Source organism: Nonomuraea sp. NPDC050556 (genome assembly GCF_044457355.1).
Taxonomy (GTDB): Bacteria; Actinomycetota; Actinomycetes; order Streptosporangiales; family Streptosporangiaceae; genus Nonomuraea.
The window spans coordinates 816,475-832,389 of record NZ_JBITGU010000002.1 but is presented as its reverse complement, the minus strand read 5'-3'; the positions used below and the strand labels follow the sequence as shown (position 1 = coordinate 832,389).

Sequence of the window (15,915 nt, the reverse complement as noted above, 5' to 3'; positions counted from 1 at the left end):
TCACGCCTGCCCGGTGTCGATGCGGACGATCTTGCCTGAGCCGTCCAGGGTGAAGTGCCACTTGGTGCGCATCGCGCCCCAGGTGTCGTTGCGGAAGCGTGCCACGAGGTCGAGCCCGGAGTCGTCCTGGCTCTCGATGTCGATGCGCCCGCCGACCGTGAAGATCTCCCGGTCGATCCAGTCGTCGAGCTCGCGGTCACGACCGTCGTCGCTCAGCGTCGCGCCGGGCGCGAGCTGGTCCAGGAAGGCGGCGCGGTCGCCCGCGTTGATGGCCGCGACGAGGGCGGCGACGGCGGGGTGCTTGGCGTCGGTCACTCTCGCATGCTCGCCGCCTCCCGCTATAGGCAAACCCAGGCGTTGGTCAATCACCGGACCTGGCGAGCAACCCGGCGAGCAGCACTTCGAGCAGCTCGCGCAGGGTGGTGGCGAAGTCGATCCTGAGGACGGCGAGCGCCGGGTCGGCCGCGTAGACGGCCAGCATCGCGGCCGAGGGCTGGGAGTGCGTCCAGATCGCCCCCGCCGCCATGACGGCCGCTCCGGCGAACCTGACCAGGTCGTGCTCGCCGAGCTCGGGGACGTGCCGCCGCAGCAACGTCACCAGGATGCCCACGTCGGCGATGGCCGCCCGCTTGTAGGCGGCGGCGACCTGCGGTGAGACGTTCCTTTCGAGCACGGCCGCCTGCGCGCTGATCAGGTCGCACAACACCGGCCGCGCGGCCAGCGACGCGGTCAGCGCGGCGGCGATCTGGTCGCAGCGCACCGCGGCGGAGGCCTCGGGGGAGACGGCGGCGGCCAGCGCGCCGTCCACCTCGTCGAGCCACTCACGCAACGCGCGGTCGAGCAGTTCGAGCAGCACCGCCTCGCGCGACTCGAAGTAACGCAGCACGTTCGACTTGGCCAGCCCGACCCGCCTGCTCAGCTCGTTGAGGCTCAGCTCGGTCACCGGCATCTCGGTCAGCATCGCGGCCGCGGTGTCCAGGATCGTCTGCCTGCGCGCCGCGCGCTGCTCTTCGCTGCGCGCGCGTTGGAAAGTCATGCGTGAAGTCTACAGACCGATGGTCTCTTGTTAAGAGACCGAAGGTCTGCTACGGTCGAGATTAACAGACCGGCAGTCTTTAAAGGAGTGGTCATGTACACGGTCCCCGACCTGACCGGCAAGCTGGCCGTCGTCACCGGCGCCAACAGCGGCACGGGCAAGGAGGCCGCCCGCCGCCTGTCCGCTGCGGGCGCGCGCGTCGTCATGGCGGTCCGTACGGTCACCAAGGGCGAGCAGGCGCGCGCCGAGATCCTCGCCCGCCACCCGGACGCCCGGCTCGAGATCCGGCGCGTCGACCTGGCCGACCTCGCCTCGGTCAAGGAGTTCGCCGACGGGCTGAGCGCCGAGGGCACGCCGCTCGACCTGCTGGTCAACAACGCCGGGGTGATGGCCGTGCCGACCCGCATGACCACGGCGGACGGCTTCGAGCTGCAGTTCGGCAGCAATTTCCTCGGCCCGTTCGCGCTGACCGCGCGGCTGCTGCCGCTGCTGCTGACCGCCAAGGAGCCGCGGGTGACCACGATGAGCAGCGGCACCGCCAACTACGGCCGCATCCAGTGGGGTGACCTGCAGTGGGAGCGGCGGCGGTACAGCGCCAACCTGGTCTACGCGCAGTCGAAGCTGGCCGACCTGATGCTGGCCGTACAGCTCGCGGCTCTTTCGACCGAGCGGGGCTGGCACCTGATGAGCAACGCGGCGCACCCCGGCTACACCCGCACCAACCTGCAGACGGCCGGGCCGAGCCTCGGCCGCGACCGGCCGTCGGGGCTGTACACGCTGCTGAACTCGCTGAACTTCCTGCCCTCGCAGGAGGTGGAGCAGGGCACAGAGCCGCTCCTCTATGCGGCGACCAGCCCGCGGGCGGCGGCGGGCGGCTACTACGGGCCCAACGGGCGGTTCGGCCTCGTCGGCCCCACGGCCAACGCCCGGATCACCAAGCGCGCCCTCGACCCGGACGCCAACGCCCGCCTGTGGTCGGAGGCAGAGCTCCTGACCGGGGTGAGCGCTTAGGCGGAGTCGCGGACGATCAGTTCGGTGGGCAGTATCACCGGGTCCACCTGGTCGGCGCCGTCGACGAGTTCGAGGAGCATCCGTACGGTCTCCTCCGCGATGGCCCCGAGCGGCTGCCGCACGGTGGTCAGCGGCGGGTGCGTGGAAGCGGCCACCGACGAGTCGTCGAACCCGCCCACCGCGACGTCCTCGGGCACGCGCCGACCGGCGGCCCGCAGCGTCGCCAGCGCCCCCGACGCCATCACGTCGGAGGCCGCGAACACCGCGTCGAGGTCGGGCGCGCGCTCCAGCAGCCGCGCCATCGCCCGCTCGCCGGACAACCGCGTCCAGTCGCCGTACTCGATCAGTTTCTTGGACGCCTTGCGCCCCAGCACCTCGGCGAAGCCCTCCAGCCGCTGGATGCCGCCAGGCGTGTCCATGGGCCCGGTGATCATCGCGATCTTCCTGCGCCCCCGCGCGATGAGGTGCTCGGTCATCTGGCGGGCGCCGCCGCGCTCGTCGCAGGCGGCGAACGGGATGACGCTCTCCATGCCGATCACCGCGCCGCACGACACGGCGGGCACCCCGGTGGAGCGCAGCGCCTCGACCAGCGGGTCGCCCGCGTGCGTGGACAGCAGCAGCACGCCGTCCGCGTGACCGCCCTTCACGTAACGCAGCACCCGGTCCCGGTCGCCGTCGTCACCGGCGATCATCATGACCAGCGACAGGTCGCGCTCGCCCAGCCGCCTGATGGCCGTGCGGATCGTGGTGCTGTAGTTGGGATCCTCGAAGATCTTCTCGTGCGGCTCGGACAGGACCATCACCACCGAGCCGGACCGCTGCGTGACCAGGCTCCTGGCGTTGCGGTTGACGACGTAGCCGGTCTCGGCGATGGCGCGCTCGATCGCCACCCGGGCGGCCGTGCTCACGTAGCGGTCACCGTTCAGCACGCGGGACACCGTGCCGCGGGAGACGCCTGCCGCTGCGGCGACGTCGTGGATCGTGGGGCGCTTCACTTACTTCACGGCTCCGCTGGAGAGATCGGTCTTCCAGTATCGCTGCATCGTGAGGAAGAGCGCGATCAGCGGGACGATCGAGAGCAGCGCGCCGGTGATGATCAGGTTGTAGAGCGACGGCTGGTTCGCCCCCGCCGCCAGCAGCGTGTAGAGGCCGACGGTCAGCGGGAACTTGCCGTCGTCGCCGAGCATGATGAACGGCAGCAGGAAGTTGTTCCAGATCGCCACGAACTGGAACAGGAAGATCGTCACCATTCCCGGCACCATGAGCGGCAGCCCCACCCGGCCGAGCAGCCGCGTTTCCGAAGCGCCGTCGATGCGCCCGGCCTCCAGCAGCGAGTCCGGGATGGCGGCTGTGGCGTAGATGCGGGCCAGGTAGATGCTGTACGGGTGCAGGACCTGCGGCAGCAGCACCGCCCAGTACGTGTCGGCCAGCCCGATCTTGGAGAACACCAGGTACTGCGGGATCGCCAGTACGACGGCGGGCACGAGGATGCCGCCGATGAGGAGGTTGAAGATCAGGTTGCGGCCGGGGAAGCGGTACTTCGCCAGCGCGTACCCGGACACGGCCGACACCGCGGTGGACAGCAGCGCGCCGCCTCCGGCGTACACGAGGGTGTTGAGCAGCCAGCGCCAGAACACGCCGTCGCGGTAGGCGTTGAGCTCGGCCACGTTGTCCAGGAAACCGGTGCCCGGCATGAACGTGGGCAGCGTGAACAGCTCGCCGGGCGATTTGGTCGCCGAGACCAGCACCCAGCTCACCGGCAGCAGGCAGTAGATCGCGCCCAGGACCAGGACGCCGGTCGCCCTCACGAGGCCTCCCCGAAGGCGCGCCCGCGCACCACGCGCAGGAAGCCGAACGACAACACCAGCGAGATCGCCGCGATCACGATCGACGTCGCCGCCGCCGAGTAGAGGTCGCCGGTGACGAACGCGTCGCGGTAGACCTTCATGAGCGGGCTCCACGTCGAGCTGATCGTGTTGGAGAACGGGCGCAACGTCGTCGGCTCGGTGAACACCTGGATCGTCGCGATGATCGAGAACACCGTGGTCAGGATGATCGCCGGCATCAGGATCGGGATCTTGACCCGCAGCGCGATCGACAGCTCCGAGGCCCCGTCCATGCGCGCCGCCTCGTAGAACTCGCGGGGGATGGCGCGCAGGTTGGTGTAGAGGACCAGCATGTTGAACCCGGTGCCGCCCCAGACCGCGATGTTCGCCATCGAGTAGAGGACCGCGCTGGGCGCGAGGAAGTCGACCCCGGCGAGCGGCGTCATCCCGGGCAGGTAGAGGAACCCCCACATCAACGACGCCACCACTCCAGGCACCGCGAACGGCAGGAAGATCGACACGCGGGTGAACCTGGCCAGCCGTACCCGGGCCGAGTCGAGCGCCAGCGCGAACACCAGCGCCAGCCCCAGCATGACCACCAGCACGATCGCGCCGTAGCCCAGCACCCGCAGCCAGCCCGCCCACAGCTCGGGGTCGGCGGCCGCGGCCCTGAGGTTGTCGAGCCCGACGAAGATCTCCTTCTTGGCGCCCTTGCCGAGGCCGAGCCCGGAGACCTTCGTCCTGCGCGTGCTCAGGTAGACCGTGTAGCCGATCGGGACCGCCAGGAACAACGTGAACAGGGCGACAGCGGGCGCCAGGAAGACGTACGGCGCGGCTTTACTGCGCAAGGGTGAATCCCGACTTCCGCATGTCCGCGACCGTCGCGTCCTGCATCTTCTGTACGGCGTCGCCGAACGTGGACCTGCCAGCCACGGCCGCGTCGAAGCCGTCCTTGTAGGCGTTGTAGGTCACGCCGACGTTCGGCCCGAAGGTGAAGCCGCGCGCGGTCGCGCCGACCGTGGAGGCCTGCTGCCAGAAGTCGGGCTGGCTCTGCGCGAAGTAGGCGGGCGGCTCGCCGAGCGCGCTCTGCGCCTTGGACGCGGCCGGGTAGATGAACGCCTCCTTGACCAGCAGGTCCACGCCCTGGGACTCGGTGTTGAGCCAGGTGGCGAACGTCACGGCGGCGTCGGTGTTCTTGCTGGAGGCGGAGACGGCGACGGCGGAGCCGCCCCAGAAGCCGCTGACGTTCTCCCCGGCGTTCCACTGCGGCAGCGGCGCGACGGCCCACTTGTCCTTGGCCTTCGGCGCGTTGCTCTCCAGCACGCCCGGCGCCCACACCGCGGACGGCCAGCTGAGCTGGGTGCCGTTGTTGAGGGACTTGTTCCACTCGGGGGTGAAGAACGCCTGCTTGTCGATGACGCCTTCCTTGACCAGGCCGCCCCAGAAGTCGGCGACCTTCTTCGTGGCGTCGTCGTTGACCGCGACCTTCCACGCCTCGCCGTTGATGCCCCACCACTGGGCCCCGGCCTGCTGGGAGAGCCCGGCGAACCAGCCGGGGTCCTTGCTGGAGAACGTGCCGAGGTAGACCTTCGGGTCCGCCCTGTGCACCTTGCGCGCCGCCTCGGCGTACTCCTGCCAGGTCTTCGGTACGGCGATGCCGTACTTCTCGAAGAGGTCCTTGCGGTAGTAGAACATCATCGGCCCGCTGTCCTGCGGGATGCCGTAGACCGCCTCCGTGCCCAGGGTGACCAGGCCCCACAGGCCCTCGCTGAACTCCGCCTTGACCGGGGCGGCCCCCTTGGCGATGTCGGCGACCGCCTCTGCCGCGATGAACGACGGCAGGTGCTGGTACTCGGCCTGGACCAGGTCGGGGGCGTTGCCCGCCTTGGCCGCCGTGAGGAACTTGGCGGCCGCGTCGTCGCCGCCCGCCTGCTTGCTGACGGTCACCTGGATCTCGGGGTGGGCGTCGTTCCAGACCTTGACGATCTTGTCCATGTTCGGGGCCCAGGTCCAGTACGTGAGCGTCACCGGCGCTGCTGCGGCCTTCGCCGCGGGGCTCGCCGCCGGTGCGGTGGGCGTCGTCCCGCCGCAGCCCGCGGCCAGCATCGTGGCCAGGGCGGCGACGGCCAGGCGGTTGGTGCGCATTGTGCCTCCGGTCTCTTCTGTGAACGTGCACAGACTGATTCGCCAACATGTGACCTGTCAACGGTCGTTACGTTCTCGTTAACCACCAGGCACTTCTTCCTTTTTCTGAAAGGAGTGGGCTACTGTGCACGTTCACAGAAGCTCGAAGGGGGAAACGTGCAGGGTTTGGCTTTCGGCGGTGACTACAACCCCGAGCAGTGGCCGCTGGAGGTGCAGGAGGAGGACGTGCGCCTCATGCGGGAGGCCGGGGTCAACCTGGTGAGCCTGGGCATCTTCGCCTGGGCGCGGATGGAGCCGCGCGACGGGGTCTACGCCTTCGAGTGGCTCGACGAGGTCGTGGACCGGCTGCACGCGTCGGGGATCTCGGTGAACCTGGGCACCCCGACGGCCGCCCCACCCGCCTGGTTCTTCCGGAAATATCCGGACGCTTTCCCGGTCACCCGCGACGGGACCCGCATCGGGTTCGGCGGCAGGGAGACGGCCTGCTCCAGCCATCCCGGCTTCCTGGCCGCCACCTCGCGCCTGGTCGGCAGGCTCGCCGAGCGCTACGGCGACCACCCGGGCGTCGTGATGTGGCACGTGCACAACGAGTACGGCGCGCCGCTCGGCGAGTGCTACTGCCCCGCCTCCGTGCACGCCTGGCGCGACTGGCTGCGCACCCGGTACGCCAGCCTCGACGCGCTGAACGAGGCGTGGGGCACCACGTTCTGGGGCCAGACCTACGGCGAGTGGGCCGAGATCGACGCGCCCCGCTGGAGCCACACCGTGGTCAACCCGGCCCAGCGCCTCGACTACGCCCGCTTCGCCAACCACGAGCATCTGGCGCACTACCGGCTGCAGCGCTCGCTTCTCGCCGGGACCGGCAAGCCGGTCACCACCAACTTCGCCGGGACCGTCAACTGCAAGTCGATGGACCTCTGGAGCTGGGCGCCCGAACTCGACGTGATCGCCAACGACCACTACCTGGTGGCCGAGCGGGAGGACAACCACATCCAGCTCGCCATGTCGGCCGACCTCAGCAGGTCACTCGCCGGTGGCGGCCCTTGGATGATCATGGAGCACTCGACCGGCGCGGTGAGCTGGCAGGACCGCGGCATCGCCAAGCGGCCGGGCGAGATGCGGCGCAACAGCCTGGCGCACGTGGCGCGCGGGTCGGACTCGGTGCTGTTCTTCCAGTGGCGGGCGTCCAGGTTCGGCGCGGAGAAGTTCCACTCGGCGATGGTGCCGCAGGCCGGTACGGACTCGCAGCTCTGGCGGGACGTGGTCGCGCTCGGCGCCGATCTGCGTGGTCTGGCGGGGCTCAGGGGGGCGCGGGTGGACGCGCCGGAGGTGGCGATCGTCTGGGACTGGGAGTCGTACTGGGCGCTGGAGCTGGAGTGGCGCCCGTCGGGCGACCTGTCATATTTGGAACGGGTGGAAGCTTTTTACGAGGCGTTGTGGCGCGAGCACGTGACCGTCGACTTCGTCCACCCTTCCGCCGATATTTCGAGATACCGGGTGGTTGTGGCGCCAAGTTCCTACCTGCTCGCGGACGCCTCGGCCAAGAACCTGCAGCGGTACGTCGAGACCGGCGGCACGCTGCTCGTCTCGTACTTCTCCGGCATCGTCGACGAGCACGACACCGTGCACCACGGCGCCTACCCCGGGGCTCTGCGCGATGTGCTCGGGCTGTCCGTGGAGGAGTTCCACCCGCTGCGCGCGGACCAGACCGTGACGCTGGACCGGCCGGCGCGGATCTGGTCGGAGCGGGTCCGGCTCCATGGGGCGGCAGCCGTACGGACCTTCGGCGACGGGCCGGACGCGGGGCATCCCGCGGTCACCCGGCACGCGCTGGGCGCGGGCACGGCCTGGTACCTCGCCACCGCGCCGCACCCCGCCGACCTGCGCGCTCTCCTCCGCCAGGTGCTGGACGGCGCGGCCGTACAACGCCCGCACGGCCTGCCCGAGACCCTGGAGCTCGTACGGCGGGGCGGCCACGCCTTCCTGATCAACCACGCCGACACCCCGGCCCAGGTGCCCGGGATCACCGGGCAGGACCTGCTCACCGGCGCCCCTTTCACCGGCGAGGTTCCCGCGGGGGGAGTGGCGGTGATCTCAGTAGGCTCGTCCCCATGCCCCTGAGCACCCGCCCGCTCGCCGCGGACGACCTCGCCTGGCTCACCGACCTGTTCACCTCGCGCTACCGCCCCGGCACGGACTGGGAGCTCGTCACCCTCGACGCCGTCCGCGAGGGCGCGGGCGTGGGCACCGCGCTGGTCGACGCGGTCGCGGTTGCTCAAGCCGTCGATTCCGGGGGCGGGTAACGACGGCATTCCGATCCGCCACGAGCTGGAGCTCGGACTGTCTTGGTGACGGCGAACGTGCCTCCGTGACGTTCGCCGTCTGCGGTAACCATCAGTGCGCGCCCGGACCATGACAACTACCTTTCATTCCTGGCCGAAACGTCCGGATATCGGGATGATGTCGGCATGCAGCGGATCCACTTCACCAGCGACGACCTGTGCCGGGTCAGGCTGGCCGACGGGCCGGATCCGCTGTGGGAGATGACGCTGGCCGCGAACCTGCTGTGCAACAACTACGCCACCCTGGTGTTCGGCGCGTGGAAGCAGCTCGCCCGCCGCGCCATGCCGCGGTCGGTGGAGATGTTCTGGCGCCTGGCGCCCCCGGTCGGGTACATCGCCGACTTCGTCACCCCGAGCGCGGGCGCGCTCGACCTGACCGCAGGCGTCGACGCGGTGCTGTCCACCGGCACGGCCAGGCTCACCACCGACCTGGGCAGGCTCGACGAGGAGCGGCCGCTGCCGTCGTGGGCGCGCTCGCTGGCCGACGGCGAGCTGGACACGGTCCGCCGGCTCGGCGGCGAGCTGCGCGCCTTCCACGACGCGGCGGTCCAGCCGTACTGGGCCAGGATCCAGTCCGACGTGCAGGCCGACCGCGCGCAGCGATTACGCGCGCTCGCCGCGGGCGGCACGGAGGCGCTCCTGTCCAGCCTGCATCCGCGCATCACCTGGCAGCCGCCTGTGCTCACCATCGAGTACCTGACCGACACCGTGCCCGACCGCGACATGTACCTCGACGGGCGCGGCCTGGTCATCCTGCCCTCGTTCTTCTGCTTTCCCGGGCCGCTGACCCTGCGCGACCCCGAGCTGCCGCCCGTCCTGGTCTGCCCCATCGAGCACGAGCTGGGCTGGGCCGACCGCGGCATCGAGGAACGTTCGCTCACCGCGCTGCTCGGCAGGACCCGCGCCGCCGTACTCGAGAGCGTGGCCACCGGTCAGGCGCGCAGCACGACCCAGCTCGCCAGGCTGCTGTCGATCTCGCTCGCCTCGGCCAGCCAGCACGTGGCCGTGCTCAGGGAGGCCGGGCTGGTGGCCAGCCACCGGCGCGGCAAGGAGGTCGTGCACTGCGCGACCGGGCTCGGCGCCGACCTGCTCAACGGCCCTCGACCGGCAGACCGTGTGACTCGTACTCCGCGATGAAGTCGCCGGGGAAGCCCAGCTCGAACCCGGTCGCCGCCTCCAGCTGGGCGATCGCCTCCGCGGGCAGGTCCACGTTGATCGCGCCCAGGTTGTCGGCGAGCTGGGACACGTCGCGCGCGCCGACGATCGGGTGCACGGCCGCGTACCTGCTGCTGGTCCAGGCGATCGCCACCTGGGCCGCGCTGGCGCCGAGCTCACCGGCCACCTTCTGGACGGCCCGCGCCACCGCGTGGTCGCGCTCGGTCAGGGTGGCGGGGTTGACCCGCGTCGGCCCGTCCACGCCGCCCGGCGCGGTGAACTTGCCGGACAGCACGCCGCCCGCGAGCGGGCCCCACGCGGCCACGCTCATGCCGAACGCTTCGGCCATCGGCAGCAGCTCCCGCTCCACGTCGCGCTTCAGCAGGTTGTAGGGCACCTGCAGCCCGGCGAACGGCGTCCAGTCGCGCCACTCGGCCAGCGTGTTGGCGCGGGCGACCAGCCAGGAGGGCGCGTCGGAGATGCCCACGTAGAGGACCTTGCCCGCGCGCACGGCGTCGTCGAGGGCGCGCATCGTCTCCTCGATCGGGGTGTGCCTGTCCCAGATGTGCACCCAGAACAGGTCGATGTAGTCGGTACGCAGCCGACGCAGGCTCTGCTCCAGGGACAGGGTGAGGTTCTTGCGGTGGTTGCCGCCCGCGTTCGGGTCGCGCCGGTCGCGCTGGAGCGTGTACTTCGAGGCGAGCACGAACCGGTCGCGCTCCTCGCCGAGCAGCTCGCCCAGGATCGCCTCGCTCTCGCCGTAGGCGGAGGCGGTGTCGACGACGTTCCCGCCCGCCTCGGCGTACAGGTCGAGCATCTCCCTGAACGGCCCGCCCCGCTGGTAGAAGCTCATGGCGCCGAAGAACACCTCGGAAACACGCAGGCCGGTACGGCCCAGCAGTCGGTAACGCATGGGCAGGAGTCTGCATCGCGCGGCCGGAGGCAGGGAGACCGCGCCGAGACTGGCCCCGGCAGGGCCACGCATAGACTCCAGGCATGGCAGACAACGAGCTCGGCGCCTTCCTGCGGGCCAAGCGCGAGGCCGCCACCCCCGAGGCCGCCGGCCTGCCCGCCGGGCCGCGCCGCCGTACCCCAGGCTTGCGCCGTGCCGAGCTGGCCACGCTCGCCGGGGTCAGCGTCGAATACCTCACCCGCCTGGAACAGGGGCGCGACCGCCGCCCGTCCGGCGAGATCCTCGCCGCGCTCGCCGACGCGCTGCGCCTGCCCGCTGACGAGCGGATCCACCTGCACCGGCTGGTCAAGGCGGTCACCGGCGGCGCGTGCGCCGCAGCGGCGCAGCCGCCCGGCCGCACGGTCCGGCCCACGGTGCGCGCGGTGCTCGACCGCCTGGACCCGGCCCCCGCCCTGGTGGTCAACACGCTGACCGACGTGCTCGCCTTCACCTCCGGCTTCGAGAAGCTCGCCCTCCCGATCGGCCTGCTGGAGCCCGAGGTGCCCAACCTCGCCAGGTACGTCTTCACCGACCCCCGTGCGCGCACGGCGTTCCCGGACTGGGACGCCATGGCCGACGCCCGCGCCTCGGAACTCAGGGCGGCAGCCGCGCTGGGCGACCATCACGCGGCACTGCTCGCCGACGAGCTGGCGGGCGCGGAGTTCAGCAGGCGCTACGACAGCCCAGGCGCGCTTCCCGCCAGGACGGGCGTCGAGCGGTGGGGCACGCTGACGCTCGCCTATGAGAGCCTGGAGCTGCCCGACTCCGAGGAACAACGGCTGATCGTCTATCTCGAGGGGTGACATGCTCTACGTCTTCGGCTTCGAACGTACCGGCGTCCTGCTGAGCGACCTCTACTTCGTCGACCCGAAGCCCGCCAAGGGCCAGGAGGGCGCCGAGCACGGCGTGCGCCTGGAGGTCAGGGAGCTCGACAGAGGCGAGCTCAAGGGGACGATCTACTCCGCGCAGCCGATCGCGGCTGGGCGGCCGATCTGGCGCCTCGACCTGCTGGAGTCGGTGGACGGGCAGCCGGGCAGCTTCGACCGCACCCATCACCACCCCGAGTTCACCGGCTGGGACCCGAGCTCCCGGGTGTTCGACCGCGGGCTGTCGGCGGAGCCGCTGAAGTGGCTGGCCGAGCGCCTGGAGGCGGCGGACGGGCCGCTGGCCGTGCTCGGCGACGACGACAAGGCCGCGTTGCGCGCCGCGGCGCCCGAGATCGTGGAGGCCGCCGGGCGGCTGCTCGACCGGGTCCGCGCGGGCGAGCTGGGCGTCGCCCCCTCCGACGCGCCCCTGACGGACGCCAGGGCCGGCTGGCTCTGATGTTCACGGTCTACAGCGCTTTGCCCGAACACGGCGACGTCCTCGGGGAGATCCACGCGGAGTCCTGGCGGGCCGCCTATGCGGGCTTCTTCGACCAGGAGTTCTTCGACACGGCGTTGCACCGCCGCCGCACGCGCTGGCACGCCGTGCTCGCCGAGGGCAGGGACATCGTCATGCTCGGGGCGGTGGACGGGCGGCCGCTGGCGTTCTCGTCCATGGGCCCGTCGCCGTCGCACCCCGGGTCGGCGGAGATCTTCGGCTTCTACGGCCATCCGGACGGGTGGGGGAGCGGCGTCGCGAAGGTGCTGATTGCCGCATCTCTGGACGCGCTGCGCCAGCGCGGCTTCACCCACGCGCACCTGTGGACGCTGCGCGACACGCCGCAGTCGCGCCGCTTCTACCTCAAGACCGGCTTCGCGGAGTCGGGTGCGGTCCGCGGCTTCGACTACGGCGACGGCCGACTGGTCGACCAGGTCGAGTACGAGACCTTTTTGTAAGTAGCCTCTTAATAAGACAGCCGGTCCATGAGGCGTGCGGCGATCAGGAGGAGCTGGCGCTCGGTCTCGGTGACCCCGTCCAAGGCCGTGGCGAGCCAGGCGTCGCGCTCTGCCATGTCGTCGCGCAGCGCCTCGGCGCCCGCGTGGGTGAGGGTGAACACGGACTGCCGCCGGTCCTGGTCGTCGGCTGACCTCGTCACCAGGCCGTCCGCCTCCAGCTCGCGGAAGACCCTGGTGAGCGACTGCGGCTGCTGGCGCTCGGCGGCGGCCAGCTCGCCCGCCGTGGCTGGGCCGTGCCGGTGCAGGTGGGACAGGACGCCGAGCTTGTTGCCGCTGAGCGCCTGAGGCGACCGTACGGCACGCATCCGGCGCGCGAGCCGCGTGACGCCCTGCCGGATCTCGGAAACCTCGCTGGTCATATTGCTAAGATATCACTTACTATCGGGAGCATGCTCGCGGTCCTGATGATCGCCGCCCTCGTGTGGTTGCGCCGCTCCTTCCCCCGCGCCGCCACCCTCGCGGCGCTGCCGATCGTCACGCTGCTGGCCGTACCGATGCCGCCCGCCCCCGCGAGCCTCGCCTTCGTCGCCGTCGTCAGCGCGCTCAGCGCCGCGTACGTCCTGCGCCACCCGTCGGCCCCCAACCCCAGGGCCGCCACCAGGATGGCCCTGCAGACCGCCGTCGCGCTGACGCTGGCGCTGATCGCGGGCAAGCTGTTGTTCGGCGAGCACTGGGGCTGGGTGGTGCTCACCGCGTACATCGTGTGCGCCGGAGCGCGCGGGCGGGCCGACGCCGCCTACCGGGGCGTGCTGCGCACGCTCGGCGCGGCCGCGGGCACCGTTCTGGCCGTGCCGTTCACCGGGGCGGTCTGGTTGGCCCTCCCGGTGCTGGTCGCCGCCGCCTGGTTGCGCTCCAGGAGCTACGCCTACTGGGCGGCCGGGGTCACCGCCGCCCTCTCGCTGCTCGGCCAGGGCGCGCTCGGCCTGCGGCTGGGCGCCATCGTCACCGGCGCCGTCCTGGCGATCGCCACCTCCTGGCTGGTCGCCCCGATCAGGACCACCGACGTCGTGCGCAGAAGGGTCGCCGACGCCCTCGCCGCCCTCGCCGACCCGGACGGCTGGGAGCGGTTCGTCAGCGCCAGGCGCCGGCTCGACCAGGTCGCCCGCCCGCTGGAGATCCACCGCGCGCTGACCCGCACGACCCCGCACCTGGCCGACGCGATCGACGCCATCCGCTCCATCGAGGGCCACGACGCCCGCGCGGCGGCCAACCTCACCGCCGTACGGCTGGCAGTCGGCCGCCGCCCCGGCCCCGCCTACCAGCCGGGGGACACGTCCCTGGACCCGGCACTGGCCACGCTCGCCGCCGTGTTCCCCTGCGTCTGAGCCTGTTGCATTAAGCCGCAGCCCATTGCAAGGCTTCCTTTGCGTTTGCTCTCAAAGCCATTGCAAGAGCGCCTACTAGCTCTGCAATCGAGCGTTGACGACTCTGTGAAAGCACTGTAGCTTTCACGTTGTCGAAACAAGAGCTATCGCGAAAGGAACTCCGCTCATGACGATCGCCTGGCGCACCTGGCACCGCCCGCTGGCCATCTGCTCGGCCCTGATGTTCTGCCTCATGCTCGCCGCAGCCGCCGGGCTCGTCATCGACGACCGGACGCTGCTCAACGAGTCGGTCTGGGTCAAACCGCTGAAGTTCGGCTTCGCCTTCACCCTCTACGCCGGCACGCTGGCCTGGCTGCTCACCAAGCTCACCAAGGCCAGGCGGCTCGGCTGGTGGCTCGGCACCGTGTTCGCCGTCGCGGCCACCGTCGAGGTCGGCGCGATCACCGTCCAGGCGGCGCGCGGCACCTTCAGCCACTTCAACGCCAGCCAGACCGACCCGGTCACCCTCGCGCTGGTCCCCGTCCTCACCTACGGCGTGATGATCGTCCTCATCACCCAGCTCATCCTCGCGGTCGTCATCCTCGTCCAGCGCACGGCGGGCGCCGCGCTCAACCGCGCCATCCGCTGGGGCATCGGGCTGGCCACCGCCGGCATGCTCATCCCGCTCTACTGGATGGTCACCGAGATCCACGCCCGCACGGTCACCGACGCCAACGGCGCGCGGATCCCCATGTACCAGGGCCACGGCATCGGCGCCCCCGACGGGACCGGCATGCCGCTCACCAACTGGAGCGCCACCGGCGGCGACTTCCGCGCGCCGCACTTCTTCGCCCTGCACGGCATCCAGGCCCTGCTCGTCCTCGCCGCGATCCTGGCAGCGCTCTCCGCCAGGCGGGTGTGGCTGCGCGACGAGCAGGTGCGCGCCCGGCTCGTCGGGATCGGCGCGCTCGGCTACTCGGGGTTCGTCGCCGTCGTCACCTGGCAGGCCGGTCGCGGGCAGTCGTTCATCCACCCGGACGCGCAGACCCTGACCGCCTTCGCCGCCGTGGCCGCGCTGACCCTGACGACCACCGCATGGGTGATCGTCAAGGCGCGCCGTACCGCCACGCTCGTCCCTCAGCTCGTTCACTGAAAGGAATTGCCATGACGTTCATGACCAATGTGCTCCTCGCCACCGTGATGCTGACGACTACCCCAGGCGTGCAGAGCGCGCTCGACCAGGCGGTCGCCGACGGCGCCCCCGGCATGGCGGCCGAGGTCCGCGACGGGCACAAGCGCTGGTACGGCTCGGCCGGAGCCGCGGACACCGAGACAGGGCGCAAGCGCAAGGCGCAGGAGCGGTTCCGCATCGGCAGCGCCACCAAGGCGCTCACCGCCACCGTCGTGCTGCAGCTCGTCGGCGAGGGCAGGCTGAGCCTCGACGACACCGTCGAGAAGTGGCTGCCAGGCCTGGTCCAGGGCAACGGCTACGACGGAAACACGATCACCGTCAGGCAGCTGCTCAACCACACCAGCGGGATCTTCAACTACGGCAACGACCCGGAGTTCTTCAAGCTGGGGGTGGGCGAGGCGTGGTTCGAGCACCGCTACGACGTCCACACCCCCGAGGAGCTCGTGAAGATCGGCCTGCGCAACCCGCCCTACTTCCAGCCGGGCAAGGGCTTCGGCTACTCCAACACGAACTACTTCCTCGCCGCCATGATCGTGGAGAAGATCACCGGCAGGTCGCTCGCCAGGGAGATCGAGCGCCGGATCGCCCGCCCGCTGGGCCTGTCCGGCACCTACCTGCCCGGCGCCGACACCGTGATCCGCGGGCCGCACCCCGTGCACTACTCGACCCTGTTCGTCCCAGGCGGCAAGGTGTACGACGCGTCGGACGCCGACCAGTCCTTCGCCTGGGCGGCGGGCGGGGCCGTCTCGACCACCGGCGACCTGCAGGTCTTCTTCCGCGCCCTGCTGGGCGGGCGCCTGCTGCCGGCGGCCGAGCAGAAGGAGCTGCTCACCACGGTCGAGACCTCGGGCTGGATCCCGAACACCCGTTACGGCCTCGGCGTCTTCTCGCAGACGCTGCCCTGCGGCGTCACCGTCTGGGGCGGCGGCGGAGCCACCTTCGGCTCGTGGGTGTACGCCATGGGCTCGAAGGACGGCAAGCACTTCGTGACCACCCAGGTCAACGGCGACTGGAGCGGCCTGGCGCCCTTCGACGCCGTGCTCGCCGCCGAATTCTGCTCGTGAAAGGATCC

Annotated in this window: 18 protein-coding genes; 10 read left to right on the top strand and 8 right to left on the bottom strand. The window is 70.8% G+C overall.

Annotated features, from left to right (window positions below; translation table 11 throughout):
• Positions 1–315, bottom strand: a complete 315-nt coding sequence (locus ACIBG8_RS21945; protein WP_397344717.1) for a nuclear transport factor 2 family protein — start codon at positions 313–315, stop codon at positions 1–3.
• A 46-nt stretch (positions 316–361) separates the two neighbouring features.
• Positions 362–1,036 carry a TetR family transcriptional regulator gene (locus ACIBG8_RS21940; RefSeq protein ID WP_397344716.1) on the bottom strand — a complete coding sequence of 225 codons (675 nt, stop codon included), beginning with the start codon at positions 1,034–1,036 and terminating at the stop codon, positions 362–364.
• A 93-nt stretch (positions 1,037–1,129) separates the two neighbouring features.
• Between ACIBG8_RS21940 and ACIBG8_RS21935 the strand changes: the two genes are divergently transcribed.
• Positions 1,130–2,047, top strand: coding sequence for an SDR family oxidoreductase (locus tag ACIBG8_RS21935; protein ID WP_397344715.1), 918 nt, complete (start codon positions 1,130–1,132; stop codon positions 2,045–2,047).
• Here ACIBG8_RS21935 and ACIBG8_RS21930 read toward each other — a convergent pair.
• The 4 genes from ACIBG8_RS21930 to ACIBG8_RS21915 are packed head-to-tail and all read right to left on the bottom strand — an operon-like array spanning position 2,044 to position 6,018.
• On the bottom strand, positions 2,044–3,042 hold the full coding sequence (locus tag ACIBG8_RS21930) for a LacI family DNA-binding transcriptional regulator (protein ID WP_397344714.1): 999 nt from the start codon (positions 3,040–3,042) through the stop codon (positions 2,044–2,046). The genes ACIBG8_RS21935 and ACIBG8_RS21930 overlap by 4 nt on opposite strands.
• Positions 3,043–3,855 carry a carbohydrate ABC transporter permease gene (locus tag ACIBG8_RS21925; RefSeq protein ID WP_397344713.1) on the bottom strand — a complete coding sequence of 271 codons (813 nt, stop codon included), beginning with the start codon at positions 3,853–3,855 and terminating at the stop codon, positions 3,043–3,045.
• A complete protein-coding gene (locus tag ACIBG8_RS21920; RefSeq protein WP_397344712.1) occupies positions 3,852–4,721 on the bottom strand; it encodes a carbohydrate ABC transporter permease in 870 nt (289 codons plus the stop codon). Before ACIBG8_RS21920 ends, ACIBG8_RS21925 begins: the two co-directional genes overlap by 4 nt.
• On the bottom strand, positions 4,711–6,018 hold the full coding sequence (locus ACIBG8_RS21915) for an ABC transporter substrate-binding protein (protein ID WP_397344711.1): 1,308 nt from the start codon (positions 6,016–6,018) through the stop codon (positions 4,711–4,713). The genes ACIBG8_RS21920 and ACIBG8_RS21915 overlap by 11 nt, the downstream gene beginning before the upstream one ends.
• Before the next feature lie 156 nt (positions 6,019–6,174).
• Here ACIBG8_RS21915 and ACIBG8_RS21910 point away from each other — a divergent pair, with 156 nt between their 5' ends.
• From ACIBG8_RS21910 to ACIBG8_RS21900, 3 genes are all read left to right on the top strand, one after another.
• Positions 6,175–8,139, top strand: coding sequence for a beta-galactosidase (locus ACIBG8_RS21910; RefSeq protein WP_397344710.1), 1,965 nt, complete (start codon positions 6,175–6,177; stop codon positions 8,137–8,139).
• Positions 8,130–8,321, top strand: a complete 192-nt coding sequence (locus tag ACIBG8_RS21905) for a hypothetical protein (protein ID WP_397344709.1) — start codon at positions 8,130–8,132, stop codon at positions 8,319–8,321. Before ACIBG8_RS21910 ends, ACIBG8_RS21905 begins: the two co-directional genes overlap by 10 nt.
• A gap of 165 nt (positions 8,322–8,486) precedes the next feature.
• Positions 8,487–9,497 (top strand): ArsR/SmtB family transcription factor, encoded by a 1,011-nt coding sequence (locus tag ACIBG8_RS21900; protein ID WP_397344708.1) that lies wholly within the window; start codon positions 8,487–8,489, stop codon positions 9,495–9,497.
• Here ACIBG8_RS21900 and ACIBG8_RS21895 read toward each other — a convergent pair.
• Complete coding sequence (locus ACIBG8_RS21895) at positions 9,451–10,428, bottom strand: aldo/keto reductase (protein ID WP_397344707.1); 978 nt, start codon at positions 10,426–10,428, stop codon at positions 9,451–9,453. The two genes, ACIBG8_RS21900 and ACIBG8_RS21895, sit on opposite strands and share 47 nt — an antisense overlap.
• An 83-nt stretch (positions 10,429–10,511) precedes the next feature.
• Between ACIBG8_RS21895 and ACIBG8_RS21890 the strand changes: the two genes are divergently transcribed.
• The 3 genes from ACIBG8_RS21890 to ACIBG8_RS21880 are packed head-to-tail and all read left to right on the top strand — an operon-like array spanning position 10,512 to position 12,287.
• Entirely contained in the window at positions 10,512–11,270 is a 759-nt protein-coding gene (locus tag ACIBG8_RS21890) for a helix-turn-helix domain-containing protein (protein WP_397344706.1), read from the top strand.
• Position 11,271: 1 nt separating this feature from the next.
• Positions 11,272–11,790, top strand: a complete 519-nt coding sequence (locus tag ACIBG8_RS21885) for a hypothetical protein (protein WP_397344705.1) — start codon at positions 11,272–11,274, stop codon at positions 11,788–11,790.
• A complete protein-coding gene (locus ACIBG8_RS21880; RefSeq protein ID WP_397344704.1) occupies positions 11,790–12,287 on the top strand; it encodes a GNAT family N-acetyltransferase in 498 nt (165 codons plus the stop codon). The genes ACIBG8_RS21885 and ACIBG8_RS21880 overlap by 1 nt, the downstream gene beginning before the upstream one ends.
• 8 nt (positions 12,288–12,295) lie before the next feature.
• Here the strand turns inward: ACIBG8_RS21880 and ACIBG8_RS21875 are convergent, their stop codons facing one another.
• Positions 12,296–12,706: a MarR family winged helix-turn-helix transcriptional regulator gene (locus tag ACIBG8_RS21875; protein ID WP_397344703.1), complete on the bottom strand. Its 411-nt coding sequence runs from the start codon at positions 12,704–12,706 to the stop codon at positions 12,296–12,298.
• A gap of 30 nt (positions 12,707–12,736) precedes the next feature.
• Here ACIBG8_RS21875 and ACIBG8_RS21870 point away from each other — a divergent pair, with 30 nt between their 5' ends.
• The 3 genes from ACIBG8_RS21870 to ACIBG8_RS21860 all read left to right on the top strand — a co-directional run bounded on the left by ACIBG8_RS21870 (position 12,737) and on the right by ACIBG8_RS21860 (position 15,907).
• Positions 12,737–13,672: a hypothetical protein gene (locus tag ACIBG8_RS21870; RefSeq protein WP_397344702.1), complete on the top strand. Its 936-nt coding sequence runs from the start codon at positions 12,737–12,739 to the stop codon at positions 13,670–13,672.
• A gap of 166 nt (positions 13,673–13,838) precedes the next feature.
• Positions 13,839–14,804 carry a hypothetical protein gene (locus ACIBG8_RS21865; protein ID WP_397344701.1) on the top strand — a complete coding sequence of 322 codons (966 nt, stop codon included), beginning with the start codon at positions 13,839–13,841 and terminating at the stop codon, positions 14,802–14,804.
• An 11-nt stretch (positions 14,805–14,815) separates the two neighbouring features.
• Entirely contained in the window at positions 14,816–15,907 is a 1,092-nt protein-coding gene (locus tag ACIBG8_RS21860) for a serine hydrolase domain-containing protein (RefSeq protein WP_397344700.1), read from the top strand.
• Positions 15,908–15,915: the final 8 nt, after the last annotated feature.

Excerpts from the sequence above, each read along its gene's own strand:
- ACIBG8_RS21940 (WP_397344716.1), bottom strand. The coding sequence starts at position 1,036 with ATGACTTTCCAACGCGCGCGCAGCGAAGAGCAGCGCGCGGCGCGCAGG.
- ACIBG8_RS21935 (WP_397344715.1), top strand. The coding sequence starts at position 1,130 with ATGTACACGGTCCCCGACCTGACCGGCAAGCTGGCCGTCGTCACCGGC.
- ACIBG8_RS21915 (WP_397344711.1), bottom strand. The coding sequence starts at position 6,018 with ATGCGCACCAACCGCCTGGCCGTCGCCGCCCTGGCCACGATGCTGGCC.
- ACIBG8_RS21905 (WP_397344709.1), top strand. The coding sequence starts at position 8,130 with ATGCCCCTGAGCACCCGCCCGCTCGCCGCGGACGACCTCGCCTGGCTC.
- ACIBG8_RS21900 (WP_397344708.1), top strand. The coding sequence starts at position 8,487 with ATGCAGCGGATCCACTTCACCAGCGACGACCTGTGCCGGGTCAGGCTG.
- ACIBG8_RS21895 (WP_397344707.1), bottom strand. The coding sequence starts at position 10,428 with ATGCGTTACCGACTGCTGGGCCGTACCGGCCTGCGTGTTTCCGAGGTG.
- ACIBG8_RS21890 (WP_397344706.1), top strand. The coding sequence starts at position 10,512 with ATGGCAGACAACGAGCTCGGCGCCTTCCTGCGGGCCAAGCGCGAGGCC.
- ACIBG8_RS21885 (WP_397344705.1), top strand. The coding sequence starts at position 11,272 with ATGCTCTACGTCTTCGGCTTCGAACGTACCGGCGTCCTGCTGAGCGAC.
- ACIBG8_RS21880 (WP_397344704.1), top strand. The coding sequence starts at position 11,790 with ATGTTCACGGTCTACAGCGCTTTGCCCGAACACGGCGACGTCCTCGGG.
- ACIBG8_RS21875 (WP_397344703.1), bottom strand. The coding sequence starts at position 12,706 with ATGACCAGCGAGGTTTCCGAGATCCGGCAGGGCGTCACGCGGCTCGCG.
- ACIBG8_RS21870 (WP_397344702.1), top strand. The coding sequence starts at position 12,737 with ATGCTCGCGGTCCTGATGATCGCCGCCCTCGTGTGGTTGCGCCGCTCC.
- ACIBG8_RS21865 (WP_397344701.1), top strand. The coding sequence starts at position 13,839 with ATGACGATCGCCTGGCGCACCTGGCACCGCCCGCTGGCCATCTGCTCG.
- ACIBG8_RS21860 (WP_397344700.1), top strand. The coding sequence starts at position 14,816 with ATGACGTTCATGACCAATGTGCTCCTCGCCACCGTGATGCTGACGACT.